The sequence below is a fragment of the Kitasatospora sp. NPDC059408 genome, from assembly GCF_042751525.1.
GTDB lineage: Bacteria > Actinomycetota > Actinomycetes > Streptomycetales > Streptomycetaceae > Kitasatospora.
The window spans coordinates 28,906-44,156 of the sequence record NZ_JBHYWI010000023.1 but is presented as its reverse complement, the minus strand read 5'-3'; the positions used below and the strand labels follow the sequence as shown (position 1 = coordinate 44,156).

The following is a 15,251-nucleotide window of genomic DNA, read 5'->3' as shown; positions in this document are numbered from 1 at the left end:
GGCGTGGGAGTGGCCTGCCCCGGTTCCGGCCGGTGGCGGCAACTCCGCTGCGGCACGCCGTGATTGTGCACAACAGCAAATTCACGCCCACGGGCTGAAGCCCTGCCCCGACTTTGGAGTGCGGTATGGCCGCGATCCCTCAATCTGGCATGCGCATGCTCTCCCACACCCAGGAAAGCCTCTGGCTCTTCCACGAACTCGCCGGTTTCGACGAACCGGCCTACAACGAATCGGTGGCCTTCGACATACGCGGCCCGCTCGATCCGGAGGCGTTACGCGGGGCCGTCCACGCGACGGTCCTCCGGCACGACGCCCTCCGCACCACGTTCCTCGAAACCCCGGACGGCCCACGGGCCAGGGTGCACGACTCCGCTCCGGACCGCACGACCTTCGCCGACCTCCGCACAACCGCCCCGGCCGAGGCCCGCGTTCAGGCGGACGAGCTCCTCGCCGAGCACCACCGGCAGCCGTTCGACCTCGCTGCGGCCCCGCTGCTGCGCACCCTCCTCGTGGCGCTGCCGGGCGACCTCTGGCTCCTCTCCCTGACGGCTCATCACATCGTCATCGACGACTGGAGCATCCATCTCCTCCTGGACGAGATCGGGGAGAACTACCGCGCGCTCACAGCGAACGGCCGGATCCCGGAACGGCCCGCCGCCGGCGCTGCGTTCCGCGCGTTCGTCGCGGCGAGCCGCACGGCCGACGCCACCGCCGACCAGGCCGAGAAGGTCGAGCGCTGGCGCCGATCCCTGGCCCACTGCCCGGAGTTGCTCGGCATGCCGCTCGACGGCCCGCGTCCCGCCGTGCAGACCTTCCGCGGCGACAGCCTGACGGTGACCGTCCCGCGCGCGGACGTCGAGCCGCTGCTGAAGGAGTGCGCGCGCGAGTGCCGCAGTACCGCGTTCCCGGTGTTCCTCGCCGCGTACGCCGTGCTGCTGAACCGGTACACGCGGCAGGACGGGTTCGCCGTCGGCACCACGGTGCTCAACCGGCCGGGCGCCGAGGACCTGGACGAGGTCGGCTGCTACGTCAACACGCTGCCGCTCTTCGTCCCCGTGGACCCGGACGACAGCTTCCGCACGGTGCTGGGCAGCGCGCAGGAGGCGGCCGAGCGGCTGCTGGACGACGGTGACACCCCGTACCCGAAGGTGGTCGAGGCGCTCGGGGTCGAGCGGCCGCGCGACCACAACCCGGTGTTCCAGACGATGCTCACGCTGCTCGGCGGCCGGCCCGCGCTCGGCCTCGGGCCCGGCCCGGTCGCCGAGTACCGCCCGGTCCGCCGCACGGCCGCCAAGTTCGACCTGATGCTGTACGTCGAGGCGGCCGACGACGCGTACGCGTTCGAGCTGGAGTTCAACACCGACCTCTTCACGCGCGAGACCGCCGAGCGGCTCCTGCGGAACTACGCGCAGCTCCTGACCTCGCTGGCCGCCGCCGGCGTCGACGCCCCGGTGGGCGCGGCGTCGATGACGCGCGAGGCGGACCGGAGGCTGATCCTCGACGACTGGAACGACACGCGGGCCGAATACCCGGCCGGGACGGTCGTCGACGTCATCGAGGAGCAGGTCCGGCGGACCCCGGACGCGCTCGCCGTCGTGTTCGACGGTGAGCGCCTCACGTACGGCGAGCTCAACCGACGGGCGAACCGGGTGGCGCACCGGATCCGCGGGGAGCTCGCGGCGAGCGGGAAGGGCCCGTTCGTCGGCGTCTTCATGGAACGGTCCGTGGAGATGGTCGTCGCGCTGCTCGCGATCGTGAAGGCGGGCTGCGCGTACGTCCCGATCGACCCCGAGTACCCAGCCGCCCGGATCGCCTTCATGGTGCAGGACGCGGATCTGCCGCTGATCCTCACCCAGGAGCGGCACCGCGAGGGGCTCGGTGAGGTGACGGCGGACGTCCTCGTCCTGTCGGGTCCGGAATCGTGGCACGAGGACGACGTCGACCCCGTACGGGAGTCGAGCCCCGCCGACCCCGTCTACATGATCTACACCTCCGGCTCCACCGGGCAGCCCAAGGGCGTCGTCAACCGGCACGACGCGCTCGCGAACCGGCTGTACTGGATGCAGTCCGCCTTCCCCCTCGCGGGCGAGGACCGCGTCCTGCAGAAGACCCCGTACAGCTTCGACGTGTCGGTGTGGGAGTTCTTCTGGCCGCTGATGACCGGCGCCGCCATCGTCGTGGCCAAGCCCGGCGGGCACCGGGACCCGGACCACCTGAAGGAGCTCATCCGCTCCGCCGCCGTCACGACCGTGCACTTCGTGCCCTCCATGCTCAACGTGTTCCTGGAGGCGGACGGCCTCGCCGCCCACTGCGGCTCGCTCAAGCGCGTCGTCTGCAGCGGGGAGGCGCTGCCGCGCAAGACCATCGAGGTGTTCGACGCCGCGCTCCCGGGCTGCGAGTTGCACAACCTGTACGGGCCCACCGAGGCCGCGATCGACGTCTCGCACTGGCCCTGCACGACCGACTACCCGGGCGAGATCGTCCCCATCGGCACGCCGATCGCCAACGTGCGGCTGTACGTCCTGGACCAGGACCTGAGGCTCCAACCAGTGGGCGTGCCCGGCGAGTTGTGCATCGGCGGCGTGGCCGTCGCCACCGGGTACCACGGGCGCGACGAGCTCACCGCCCGCATGTTCGTCGCCGACCCGTACGGCACCGCGCCCGACGCCCGTCTCTACCGGACCGGTGACCTGGCGCGCTTCCTGCCGGACGGGCAGATCCAGTACCTGGGCCGCATCGACAACCAGGTCAAGCTGCGCGGGCTGCGCGTGGAGCCCGACGAGATCGCCGCCGTGCTGCGGGACCTGCCCGGTGTCCAGGACGCGGCCGTCGTCGTGGACTCGTCGGGGCCCGCGCAGGCGCTCGCCGCGTACGTCGTCAGCCAGGCCTTCGACGCCGACGACCTGCGGGCCCGGCTGCGCAAGCTGCTGCCGGAGTTCCTCGTGCCGCAGTACCTCGTGGGGCTCGACGCCCTGCCCACGACGCCGAACGGCAAGCTCGACCGCCGGGCGCTGCCCGCGCCGACGGCGGGTGCCGCTGGGACCGCGAGCCCCGGCCCCGCACCCGCCACGGACGCCGAGCGTGCCGTGGCCCGCGCCTGGCAGGAGGTGCTCGGCCTGGCCGAACCGGTCGGTCTGGACAGCAACTTCTTCGCCCTCGGCGGCGACTCGATCCTCGCCCTGCGCGTCTCCTCCCGCCTGTGCGCGGCCGGCTACCCCGTGGGCCTGCGCGACGTGTTCGCCCACGCGACGCTCGGGGAGCTCGCCGCTACGCTCACCCGGGGTGGCGCAGCCGAGGCGGCCGTCACGCCCGTGTTCGCACTCGTGTCGGACGAGGACCGGGCCCTGCTGCCCGCCGACGCGGTCGACGCGTGGCCGCTCACGAAGCTCCAGTCCGGCATGATCTACCACTCGCTGCTGGACGAGGAGTCGCCCGTCTACCACGACATCTTCGACTACGAGCTCGCGGGCGTGACCGGCCCGCAGCAACTGGCCCGTGCCATCCGTGGGACCGTCGCCCGGCACGCCCAACTCCGGTCGTACTTCGACCTGGAGAACTACGAGGAGACGCTCCAGATCGTCCTCGTGGAGGCGTTGCCGGCCGTGGAGTTCGTGGATGTCTCCCAGCTGCCCTCCGGCGCACAGGACAAGGCCGTCGAGGACTGGATCGAGGCCGAGAAGCACCGCCCGCTCGATCTCGCCCGGCCGCCCATCCGCTTCTGCGTCCACGTGCGGGGTGCGGACCGCGTGAACCTGGCGGTCTCGTTCCACCACCTGATCCTGGACGGGTGGAGCGTCGCGCTCGTCGTCGAGGAGATCCGGCGGCGGTGCGGCGAGCTCCCCGGCGGGCGGGTGCCGGCTCCGGCGCCGAGCTACGGCACGTACGTGGCGCTGGAACGCGAGAGCGCGCAGCGGCCCGAGGACCGGGCCGCCTGGCGGCGCCTGCTCGGCGGCCACGCCGCGACGCTCGTCGCGGGCCGTCCGTCGCCCGGCCAGGAGATCGAGACCGCGGCGGTCGAGCGGATCGTCCCGGCCGACCTCGAAGCCCGGCTGCGCCGGCGCGCCGCCGCCCTCGGACTGCCGCTCAAGTCGCTCTACCTGGCCGCGCACTGCGCCGCGCTCGCGGAGCTCAGCGGTGCCTCCCGGGTGATCGCCGGCCTGGTCGGCAACGGCCGTCCGGAGATCCCGGGCGGGAGCGAGATGGTCGGCCTGTTCCTCAACACCCTGCCGTTCCCCGTCGAGGTGGGCGAGGCGGACGACCCGGCGCTGCCGGCCGCGGTCTTCGCGCGCGAGCGCGAGCTGCTCCCGCTCCAGCGGTACCCGCTCGCCGACATCGAGCGGCAGCACGGGGGAGCGCTCTTCGACGTCGTCTTCAACTACACCGACTTCCACGCGTACGCGGCGGGAGCGGGCGGAGCGGGCGGAGCGGGTGGAGCGGGTGGAGCGGGTGGAGCGGGCGGAGTAGGGAGAGTCGGCGAGGCGGCGGCGCAGGAGGGCCCGGTGACGATCGCGAGCGCCCGGTACTTCGAGCTCACCAGCTTCCCGGTGCTCGTCCACGTCCACCGGGACCACTTCGCGCACGCCACGGAGATCGCCGTGTGCCACGACCCGTCCCGGATCAAGACCGCCACGGCGGAGGCGTTCGTCGACGACTTCCTCGCGGCCCTCGGGCGCTACGCGGCCGACGGGGCGGCGGGCGGCGACGAGGACGAGACGGAGTTCGCCGTCGCCGGGATCATCGCCAAGGCGGTCGGCCGGGAGACGGTCGGGGCGAACGAGAACTACCTCGACGCCGGGGTCGACTCGATCACCTCGATCCGCATCCTCGTCAAGCTCCGCAAGGTGTTCCCCGGCGCGGCGATGCGCGACGTGATGGAGGCGCGGACGGTCCGGGCCCTCGTCCGTCGCCTGGCGGGGCAGGCGCCCGTCACCGAGGCGGTGCAGGTGACGAAAAGTGCCGCCGCGACCGGGCCGCTGCCGGAGGGCGTCGTCGACACGTACCCGCTCACGGCCACGCAGCTGCGGATGCTCGAAGCGACGCGGCGCGACCCGGCGCAGTCCGCGTACCACGACGTCTTCGCGTACACCGTCGCCCTGCCGCTGGACGAGCCGCTGCTCCGGTCCTCGCTGCGGCGCATGATAGAGGCGTACGAGACGCTGCGGACCTCGTTCGACCTGGACGCGGGGCGGCAGCTCGTCCACGCCTCGGCCGAGCCCGACCTGACCGTGTACGACGACGGCCCGGCCGACGCCTGGTTCGAGCGCGAGCGCGGCTCCGGCTTCGCCTGGGACCGGCCGCCGCTGCGGTTCGCCGCCCACCGGCTCGCGGAGGATCGTTTCGTCCTCTCGCTCGGCTTCCACCACGCGATCGTCGACGGCTGGAGCCTGTCGCTGCTCGTCCGGGACCTCCTGCTCGCGTACACGGGCACGCCGGTGGAGTGGCCGCAGCCCGGTTCCTTCCGCGCCTACGTGGAGGCGGAGGCTTCCGCCCGAGCCTCGGACGAGTCGCAGGGGTTCTGGCGGGACGTCCTCGCCGGACACCCAGGGACGGCGCTGCCCGGCTACCCGTCCGACGGTCGCGGCGCGCGCTGGGCGGAGGCGACCGTCGTCGTCCCGGCCGCGCAGGAGGCCGAGCTGCGCGAGGTCGCCCGGAGCACCGGGCACCCGCTCAAGCACGTGCTCCTGGCGGCCCACCTGCGCGTCCTGGCGCTCGTCACCGGCGAGCAGGACGTCGTCAGCGGGGTGTTCACGCACGGCCGACCCGAGACGGACGGAGCCGAGGCGCTCGTCGGGATGTTCCTCAACTTCCAGCCGCACCGGGTGCGCGTCGACGGGCAGACGTGGCCCGAGCTGATCGACGAGGTGTTCGCGTCCGAGATGCGGGCGCTGGCCCACCGGCGGTGCGCGGCGCCCGAACAGCCCCGCTACGCAGCGCTGTTCAACTACACGGACTTCCCGGCCTACTCCGACGTGGCCGCCGATCGCGCGTACCTCACCGACGTCCGGTGGTTCGAGCACACCGACGCCCCGCTCCTCGCCACCGTGGGCCGCGACCCGGCCCGCGCCGCGCTGGAGATCACCCTCGACGCCGACGGACGGCGGCTCCCGCAGGCGGCGCTGGACGACCTGGCCCGCCTCTACTCCGCCGTCCTCGCCCAGATCGCCGCCCGCCCGACCGGCCGGGTCCACGACGTCACCGACGAGATCCGCACCCGCACGGACGAACTCCGCGCGCGGCAGAACCCGTCCGCCTGAGAGAGGAAAGAACCCGTGACAACGATCGACCAGAGCGCCCAGGAAGGCGTGCGCACCTTCGAGCAGCCGGACGGCTACCTCACCCACTACCGGGTGTGGGGCGCCGAGACCGCCCCCGACCTCGTCGTCATGCTGCACGGCGGCATGAGCCACTCCGGCTGGCAGGCGCCCCTCGGCACCCGCCTCGCCGAACTCGGCGCCGGCGTCGCCTTCCTCGCCGTCGACCTGCGCGGCTCCGGGCTCAACGCCGTGCGCGGACACATCCCCGCCGGGGACCTGGCGGTCGAGGACGTCGCCCGCCTCCTCGACAGCATCCGCGCGGCCCGCCCCGGGACCAGGATCCACCTGGCCGGCTGGTGCTTCGGCGCCCAGGTGGCGACCGTCGTCGCGGCCCGCCTCGCCGAGCGCAGCGTTCTCGCGAGCCTGCTGATGGTCTGCCCCGGCTTCTTCTTCAACGAGCGGTACAACGACGTCCTCGACCGCTCCATCGACGCCGCCCTCGACGTCGTCGAGGTGCTCGACCTCGGCGTCGAACCGAGCCGCCCGTTCATCAAGATCCCGCTGCGCCCCGGCGACTTCACCGACGACGCGCACTGGCTCGCCGCCATCGACGCCGACCGGCTCAAGCTCGGGCACGTCACCGTCGGCACGGTCGACGCCTGGGAGGAGATCGCCGTCGCCTCCGAGAAGGACTACGCGCGGATCGGGCGGCTCCCGGTGCGGGCCGTCTTCGGCCGGCGCGACAAGCTCGTCGACAACGCCCGCGTGCGCGCCTTCCTCGAAGCGCACCCGGACCTGGAGGTGCACGAGCTCGACACCGGCCACGCCGTCCAGTTCGAGGAGCCGGACGCGCTCACCCGGCTGATCGCGGCGTTCGTCACCGGCGTCGCCGCCGGGCCGACGCCGTGACGCTCGGGATCGACCGCTACCGGAAGGCGCTGTCCACGCCCGGCGCGTGGGGGTTCTTCATCCCCGGGATGCTCGCCAGGTTCCCGATCGGGATGACCGGGATCAGCATCCTGCTCTTCGTCTCCGAGACGCGGCACGACTACGGCACCGCGGGCGCCCTGTCGGCCCTCGCCGCGATCGGGTACGCCGTCGCCGCACCGCAGCTGGCGCGCCTGGCCGACCGGGTGGGGCAGCGGAGGGTCCTGCTGTCCTGCGCCGCGGTGTGTGGCGTCAGCGGTAGTGCGTTCGTCGTGAGCGCGCTGCACACCGGCATGCCGCTCTGGACGCTGTTCGTGACGGCGGCCGTGATGGGGGCGGCCACGCCCGCGATCGGCTCGATGGTGCGCGCGCGGTGGAGCGGACTGCTGGAGAGCTCGCCGCTCAAGGGGACGGCGTTCGCGCTCGAATCGCTGGTCGACGAGGTGATCTTCATCGCCGGCCCGGTCGTCGCGACCTCCCTCGCCGTCGGTGTGAACCCGACCGCGGGCATCATCGGATCGCTCGTCCTCGTGTGCGGCGGCAGCGTCCTGCTGTCGCTCAGCGGCCGGACCGAGCCCCGGAGGCGGCCCGGCAACCGTGTCATGGGCAGCGCCCTGTTCCTCGGGCCGGTTGCCGTCGTCGCGGGCGTGAATCTCTGCTTCGGCGGCATGTGGGGCTCGGTCGACATGGCCACCGTCGCCTTCTCCGGCGCCGAGGAACAGAACTTCATGGCGGGCGTGCTGCTCGGGATCTACGCGATCGGGAGCTCGGTGGCCGGCGTCGTGTACGGCGCGCGGGAATGGCCGGCGCCACTGGCGCAGATCCTCCGCGTCTCGACCGTCATCATGGCCGTCGGCATCCTGCCGATGCTCCTCGTGCACAGCTTCCTCGCCGCCGGGATCGTGCTGCTGGTGGCCGGGGCGAGCTCCTGCCCGGCGATGATCGCCGCGATGATGCTGGTCGGGGAGGGCGTTCCAGCCTCCCGCCGGACCGAGGCGATGGCCTGGCAGTCCACGGCCCTCTGGCTCGGGGTGGCGGTCGGCTCCTCGGCCAGCGGCCACCTCGCCGACTCCTTCGGCGCGCACGCGGCGTACGCCTTCGCGGCGCTGTGCGGCGGCGTGGGCTTCGTGGTCGTCATGGCGGGGCGACGGCGCCTCGAACCGGGGCCCGCCCTGCCCACCACACCCCCGTCGAACCTCCAGACTTCCGAGCCGGGTACCCGATGACTTCCTTTCCCTCCCCACCGTGGATCGCCGACCGGATCCGAGTGCGGGCCGAGTCCGCCGACCCCGCCGTCCGTTCCCGCGTCGCCCTCCGCACCACCGGCACCGACACCACCTACGCCGAGCTCTGGGAGCGCGCGCAGAAGACGGGCGCCGAGCTGTCGGCCCTGGGCATCGGACCCGGCGACCTCGTCGGCATCCGGCTGCCCTCCGGCCCGGGCGTCGTCGTCGCCATGCTCGCGAGCTGGCTCGCCGGGGCGGCCTTCCTGCCGATGGACGCGGCGGTGCCCGACGAGTACCGGGACCGGCTGCTGAGCAGATCCGGCGCCCGGGCCCTCGTCGACGCCGAAGGCCCACACGCGCTCGCCGGAGCGGACGCGGGCACGGCGGCGCAGCTGAACGTCGGGCGCCTCGCCGACCGGGCGGCGTACGCCATCTACACCTCCGGCTCGACCGGCACCCCGAAGGGCGTGCTCGTCGGGCAGGACGCGCTCGCCGCGCACGCGGTGGGCGTCGCGGACCTGCTCGGGCTCCAACCCGCCGACACCGTGCTGCAGTTCGCGGGGCTCGGGTTCGACGTCGCGCAGGAGGAGATCTGGCCCACGCTCGCCGTCGGCGGGACGGTGGCGTTCCTGGACTCCGCCGCCCGGGCGCTACCGTCCGTCGAACTGGCCTCCCGTGCTCGTGAGTTGGACGTGTCCATGCTGCAACTCCCCACGGCCTACTGGCGTCTGCTGTGTGCGGAGATGCAGGGCGCGGACGTCTCCTTCGCCGGTGTCCGTACCGTCGTCATCGGCGGTGAGAGCGCCGGCACCAAGGACGTCCACGCCCACCGCGCCGGACCGCTCGGCCACTGCACGCTCGTCAACGGCTACGGGCCGACCGAGACCGTCATCACCTGCACCGCCCTCGTCCTGCGCCCCGACGACCCGTTGCCGACCACCACCGGCCTGCCCATCGGCGGCCCCGTCGGCGACCGGCGGCTCCACATCCTCGACGCCGGCCGGCGCCCGGCCGATCCCGGCGCGCCCGGCGAACTCTGGATCGGCGGCACCCCGCTCGCCGACGGCTACCTCGACGACCCTTCGCGCACCGCCGAGAACTTCCGCCCCGACCCGTTCTCGGCGGCCGACGACGACGCCCGCATGTACCGCACCGGCGACCTCGTGCTGCGCCACCCGGACGGCGCCGTCGAGTTCCTCGGCCGCCTCGACAACCAGGTCAAGGTGCGCGGCCACCGCATCGAGCTCGACGAGGTGGACCGGCACCTGCTCGACACGCCCGGCGTCACGGCCGCCGCCGCCGTGGCGATCGACGACGGGACGGGGACGGGCGGACGGACGCTCGCCGCCGTCGTCTCGGTCGGTCCGGACGGCCCGACGGCCGACGGGATCCGCGAGCACCTGCGGGCACGCCTGCCCCGGCACATGGTGCCCGGCCTGATCCTCGTCCGGGACCGGCTGCCGCTCACCCCCTCGGGCAAGATCGACCGCCGGGCCGTCGCGGCCGCGGCCGTTGCCACAGCCACGACGGCCGCCGGTCCGGAGCCCGACGTCGTCGCGCACACCGCCCAGGCCTCCGAACTCTCGCTCCTGCTGGACCTCGTCCGCACGCTGCTCCGCGCGCCCGACTTCGGCCCCGACGACGACTTCCTCGCCCGCGGCGGCGACTCGCTGGTCGCCCTGCGCGTCAGCGGGGCGATGAAGCGGCACGGCTGGCGCCTGCGCGCCTCCGACCTGGTGGCGGCGGGCAGCGCGCGTGCGGTGGCGGCCCGGATGGAGCGGTTCTGAGCCCCGGCCGTTCTGAGCCCCGGCCCCATGATCCGTCATTCGTTATGAGGAGATACCGATGACCACCACATCCATCCACCGGCAACTGACCGCCTGGATCGAGAGCGAGGACTTCTCCTGCCTGGGGGCCAAGGCGGCGCTGCGCCGCGAGAGCCTGCGCCCCATCCAGGTGGGACCCATGGGCGAGGCCGCGACCACCGAGGCGCTGCACGACGCCCTGGTCGACTTCGTCACCCACGACCTGGGCCCCGACCAGAACTTCGCGTCGATCGTCGCCGTCTTCGACGGCCCGTCAGGCCTCCCAGAGCCCGAATTCCACGCCCTGCTGTGGCGCCAGCTCGCCGACCTCCACGCCCTCGACGCCGACAGCGGCTACCCCTGGGCGGAGGGAGCCAACCCGGACCCGGAATCCCCGTCGTTCGGCTTCAGCATCGCCGGCCACCCCTTCTTCATCGTCGGCCTGCACGAGAACGCGTCGCGGATCACCCGGCGGTTCGCCTTCCCCGCGCTGGCGTTCAACTCGCACCACCAGTTCAAGCGCCTCGTGGAGAACGGCGTCTACGGCGGCCTCCAGCGCCGCATCCGCGAGCGCGAACTGCGCCTCCAGGACTCGATCAACCCGAACCTCGCCGAGTTCGGCGAGTCCTCCGAGGCACGTCAGTACTCCGGGATGGCGACGGACGGGGAGTGGCGCTGCCCGTTCCAGGCCCGCCCGGAGCAGCCCGGGGCATGATCCGGACGGGAGCCGCGCCGCCGACGTGAGGCCGGGCCCGGCCACAGGGCCCGGCTCTCGGCGCGGGCCGAAAGCGGAGGAACAGCGGCAGGCGGTTGAGCGGGTGGTCGGGGGTCCGGGGCCACGTGACCAACTACCCATTGATGGAATGATGTTGATGGTTCGTTGGCTCAGCAGGCAGCATCCATGGCCGTCACCATGCCAGCCGGCAGGGGCCGTCGCGACCGGATTTGCCGTCACGCCGGCCGCAGGGGCGCGGCCGTGGGCAGACTGCGGGCGCGGCCACCGTACCGTGAAGTGCCGCAGCCGTACACACGTTCGCTGACCAGGTTCTATGAGAGAAATCCGGGACGGGTTGCGGACACATGCAGGGATGGCAACAGGGGGGTCGGTCCTTGATAAGTTCACCCCCATGACCACCGAGGCCCTGCGGCGACTCAACGACTCCGAGCACGGCGAGATCTGGAACCGTTTCCAGGCCGCGTTCGACTTCCGACCCGACACGTCCGTCATTCCCGGCATCTCGGAGCCCGCGTCCTCGGTGACGTGGAGCCTCGGCGCGCTGGACGACGACCCGGGGTACCGGAAGCTCGACCGGCTCGTCGGCGTGGTGCAGGACGGGCTCGCGCGATGTTGCCGGCCCGGCGAGGCGCTCTGGCTCCTCGACCAGCCGCACGCGTCCTACCGGCTGCGCCCGGACCTCGTGCCGGACGGCGCGGCCACGCCTCGCGTCGTCGAGGGGCAGCCGTGGCAGGGGTGGCCGCTGAGCCCGTACCCGGACGGGAACCACTCCGTCCAGCTCGCCGAGGACTTCCGCTTCGGCGTCTTCGGGCACCCGTCGGAGAAGTCCCTCTGCGTGTTCGGCACCGAGCTGCTCGACGCGATCGCCGACGAGGTCGACGGCCTGCTCCCGCAGGTCATCCGCCGGGACGGCAAGCCCGTCGGCTGACGCTCGTCCCCCGGAGCCGGAGTCGGATCCGGGGGCGGACAGGGGAGCACCGTGGGACAACCGTCGACAGATCACGCCCCGGACGGGCTCGGGCGGCGGCTCGGCACGTTCGACGCCGTCGTGATCGGCCTCGGCTCGATGATCGGGGCGGGCATCTTCGCCGCCCTCGCCCCGGCCGCCGGTGCCGCGGGGTCCGGACTGCTTCCCGGGCTCGCGCTCGCGGCCGTGGTGGCGTACTGCAACGCGACGTCGTCGGCCCGGCTGGCCGCCCGGTACCCGCAGTCCGGCGGGACGTACGTGTACGGGCGGGAGCGGCTGGGCGAGTTCTGGGGCTACCTGGCCGGATGGGGGTTCGTCGTCGGCAAGACCGCGTCGTGTGCGGCGATGGCGCTGACGGTGGGTGGCTACGTCTGGCCGGGGCAGGAGCACGCCGTGGCGCTGGCGGCGGTCGTGGCGCTCACGGCGGTGAACTACGGCGGCGTGCAGAAGTCCGCGTGGTTCACCCGGGCGGTCGTCGCCGTGGTGCTCGCGGTGCTCGCGGCCGTCGTCGTGGCGGCCCTGACGTCCGGTGACGCGGACGCGGCCCGGCTCGGCTTCGGTGCGGACGTTTCGTTCCACGGGGTGGTGCAGGCCGCGGGACTGCTGTTCTTCGCGTTCGCCGGCTACGCCCGGATCGCCACCCTCGGCGAGGAGGTCCGCGACCCGGCCCGCACGATCCCCCGGGCGATCCCAATCGCCCTCGGCATCACGCTCGTCGTGTACGCGCTGGTCGCGGCCGCCGTCCTGGCGGTGCTCGGGCCCGAACGGCTGGCCGCCGCGGGTGCGCCGCTCTCGGACGCGGTACGGGCGGCCGGTGCCGCGTGGCTGGCCCCGGTGGTGCGGGCGGCCGCGGCCGTGGCGGCGCTCGGCTCGCTGCTGGCACTGATCCTCGGGGTCTCCCGGACGACGCTCGCGATGGCGCGCGACCGCCACCTGCCGCACGCGCTGGCGGCGGTCCACCCGCGCTTCCGGGTGCCGCACCGGGCGGAGCTCGCGGTGGGGGCCGTGGTGGCGGCCGTCGCCGCGACGGCGGACCTGCGTGGGGCGATCGGCTTCTCGTCCTTCGGCGTGCTCGCCTACTACGCGATCGCCAATGCCTCCGCCTGGACGCTGACCAGGGCCGAAGGCCGCCCGCCGCGGGCCGTCCCGGTGGTCGGCCTCGCGGGCTGCCTGGTGCTGGCGTTCGCGCTGCCGCCGTCATCGATGGCCGCCGGCGCCGCCGTTCTCGCGGTCGGCGCCGGGGCCTACGCCGTGGGTACTACGCGACGGAGTCGGTGAGCACCTTCGCGAGGAAGGCGTCGAGATTGCCCACCGTGCGGACGATCTGCTCCTCCACCGGCAGCGACTCGTTGGGACGCGTCACCAGCGTCGACTTCTTGAGGCCGCGCACGTACAGCGAGCAGGCCAGGTCGGCGCAGATGTAGCTGCCGACGGAGTTGCCCTCGCGCCCGGCGGCGCCGGCCCGGCGGGCGGCCAGCAGCGCGACGCCGGAACCGGCGTGGGCGGTGACGCACAACGAGCACACGTTGCTCTTGGTGAGGCTGCGGCGCACCGACGGCACCCGCAGGGTGACGCCGACGAGCTCGCCGCCGTGGTGGGCCACCAGGTAGGCGCGGTCGGGCGCGCCCGGATCCCGCCAGCCGAGGAAGTCCAGCTGCTCCCACGGGAGTTCGGCCAGCCCCCGGGGGAGGTTGAGCCGGCGGGCCTCGCCCTTGGAGCAGTTGACGAAGGATTCGCGGATCTCGTTCTCGTTCAGGGGTTGCATGGGGCGGAAGCTAACACCCGTACGCGCACGATGTCGCGGCAATTTCCGGCGCGCAGGCGTGGGGTCGCCCGTTTCCCCTCCCGTTCCACGGTATACCGCACGGGGGATCTTGCCGCAAGGCCCCCATATCGGGCGAAGATGGACCTCCGCGTGACGGGACGCGGCGGACGGACGGGAAGTGACGAACATGCGGGTGCTGTTGTCCACGATCGGCTCGCGGGGCGAGGCGCAACCGGTGGTCGCACTGGCGCTGCGGTTGCTGGAGCTGGGCCAGGAGGCCGTGGTGTGCGCGCCGCCCGACTTCGAGGAGTGGGCGCGGTCGCTGGGGATCGAGTACGTACCGGTGGGCCCGCTGCTGCACGGGACGGCGACGCGCCCGGCCGGGCAGGTGCCCACGCCCGAACAGCGGCGGCGGATGATCGAGAGCACGGTGGCCGACCAGTTCAAGGCCGTGGGCACGGCGGCCGAGGGGTGCGACGTGATCGTGGGCGGCGGCGCGCTGGCCGTCGCGGCGCGCTCGGTCGCCGAACAGCGGGGCGCCGGCTACGTCTACGCCGCGTTCGCGCCCATCACGCTGCCGTCGCCGCACCACGCGCCGCCCGCCTTCGGGATGCTCGGCGAGAAGCCGGCGGACGGGAGCGTCGACAACCGGACGCTGTGGGACCGCGACGCCCACCGCTGGAACGTCATGTGGGGTGCGGCGCTCAACGTCCAGCGGGAGGCCGTCGGCCTCGGCCCGATCGGCGACGTCAGCCGGCACATCTTCACCGGCACCCCGTGGCTCGCCGCCGATCCGACGCTGGCGCCGTGGCCCGGGCGGTCGGAGCTGGACGTCCGGCAGACCGGGGCGTGGACCCTGGCGGACGACCGCCCGCTCCCGCCCGGGCTGACGGCGTTCCTCGACGCGGGCGAGCCTCCCGTCTACGTCGGCTTCGGCAGCGTCCGCGCCCCCGAGGACGCCGCCCGGACGATGCTCGCCGCCGCCCGCGTCCTCGGCCGTCGCGTGATCCTCGCCCGGGGCTGGGCCGACCTGGCCGCGGACCTGGCCGCACCCGACTGCCTGGTGATCGGCGAGGTGAACCAGCAGGCGCTGTTCCGGCGGGTCGCCGCGGTCGTGCACCACGGCGGGGCGGGCACGACGACCGCGGCCGCCGGGGCCGGCGCGCCGCAGGTCGTCGTGCCACAGATGTTCGATCAGTTCTACTTCGCCCAGCGCGTCGAGCAGCTCCACGTCGGCGCCGCGCACCCGGGCGGCGAGCTGACGGCCGACTCCCTGACGGCGGAGCTGCGGCGGGCCCTGGCTCCGCGGACCGTCGAGAAGGCCCGGGAACTGGCCGGCCGGGTCCGGACGGACGGGGCGTTGGTGGCGGCACGTCGGCTGATCGACAAGCAGTACTGATCCAGGCAGTACTCATTCAGGCAGTACTAAGTCGGGGAGCGCCGAATCGCGGGGGCGTGATGCACCGGCGGCAATCCGCCGCCGCGTGCCCCTCTGCGCCCCGGGGAAGGGGGCGGACGGCGTTGACGGCGGGCGGCGCCGGGGCGGAGCGTGAACCGTGCACCACGCGCCC

General features: G+C 73.5%; 9 protein-coding genes. 8 read left to right on the top strand and 1 reads right to left on the bottom strand.

What is annotated here, in order from left to right; genetic code table 11:
- Positions 1-149: 149 nt before the first annotated feature.
- The 7 genes from ACFXDE_RS17460 to ACFXDE_RS17430 all read left to right on the top strand — a co-directional run bounded on the left by ACFXDE_RS17460 (position 150) and on the right by ACFXDE_RS17430 (position 13,193).
- Positions 150-6,254, top strand: coding sequence for an amino acid adenylation domain-containing protein (locus tag ACFXDE_RS17460; RefSeq protein WP_380495102.1), 6,105 nt, complete (start codon positions 150-152; stop codon positions 6,252-6,254).
- Positions 6,255-6,269: 15 nt separating this feature from the next.
- The gene (locus ACFXDE_RS17455) at positions 6,270-7,163 is read left to right on the top strand and encodes an alpha/beta hydrolase (protein WP_380495100.1); all 894 of its coding nucleotides are present in this window, start codon (positions 6,270-6,272) and stop codon (positions 7,161-7,163) included.
- Positions 7,160-8,407, top strand: a complete 1,248-nt coding sequence (locus tag ACFXDE_RS17450) for an MFS transporter (RefSeq protein WP_380495098.1) — start codon at positions 7,160-7,162, stop codon at positions 8,405-8,407. Before ACFXDE_RS17455 ends, ACFXDE_RS17450 begins: the two co-directional genes overlap by 4 nt.
- Positions 8,404-10,194 (top strand): non-ribosomal peptide synthetase, encoded by a 1,791-nt coding sequence (locus tag ACFXDE_RS17445; protein WP_380495096.1) that lies wholly within the window; start codon positions 8,404-8,406, stop codon positions 10,192-10,194. The genes ACFXDE_RS17450 and ACFXDE_RS17445 overlap by 4 nt, the downstream gene beginning before the upstream one ends.
- 58 nt (positions 10,195-10,252) lie before the next feature.
- Complete coding sequence (gene gntA / locus ACFXDE_RS17440) at positions 10,253-10,927, top strand: guanitoxin biosynthesis heme-dependent pre-guanitoxin N-hydroxylase GntA (RefSeq protein WP_380495094.1); 675 nt, start codon at positions 10,253-10,255, stop codon at positions 10,925-10,927.
- 412 nt (positions 10,928-11,339) lie between these two features.
- On the top strand, positions 11,340-11,876 hold the full coding sequence (locus tag ACFXDE_RS17435) for a DUF2716 domain-containing protein (protein WP_380495092.1): 537 nt from the start codon (positions 11,340-11,342) through the stop codon (positions 11,874-11,876).
- A 51-nt stretch (positions 11,877-11,927) separates the two neighbouring features.
- A complete protein-coding gene (locus tag ACFXDE_RS17430) occupies positions 11,928-13,193 on the top strand; it encodes an APC family permease (protein ID WP_380495090.1) in 1,266 nt (421 codons plus the stop codon).
- Here the strand turns inward: ACFXDE_RS17430 and ACFXDE_RS17425 are convergent.
- Positions 13,174-13,680 carry an FBP domain-containing protein gene (locus ACFXDE_RS17425; RefSeq protein WP_380495088.1) on the bottom strand — a complete coding sequence of 169 codons (507 nt, stop codon included), beginning with the start codon at positions 13,678-13,680 and terminating at the stop codon, positions 13,174-13,176. The genes ACFXDE_RS17430 and ACFXDE_RS17425 overlap by 20 nt on opposite strands.
- Before the next feature lie 187 nt (positions 13,681-13,867).
- Here ACFXDE_RS17425 and ACFXDE_RS17420 point away from each other — a divergent pair, with 187 nt between their 5' ends.
- Positions 13,868-15,079 carry a glycosyltransferase gene (locus ACFXDE_RS17420; protein ID WP_380495245.1) on the top strand — a complete coding sequence of 404 codons (1,212 nt, stop codon included), beginning with the start codon at positions 13,868-13,870 and terminating at the stop codon, positions 15,077-15,079.
- Positions 15,080-15,251 lie beyond the last annotated feature (172 nt).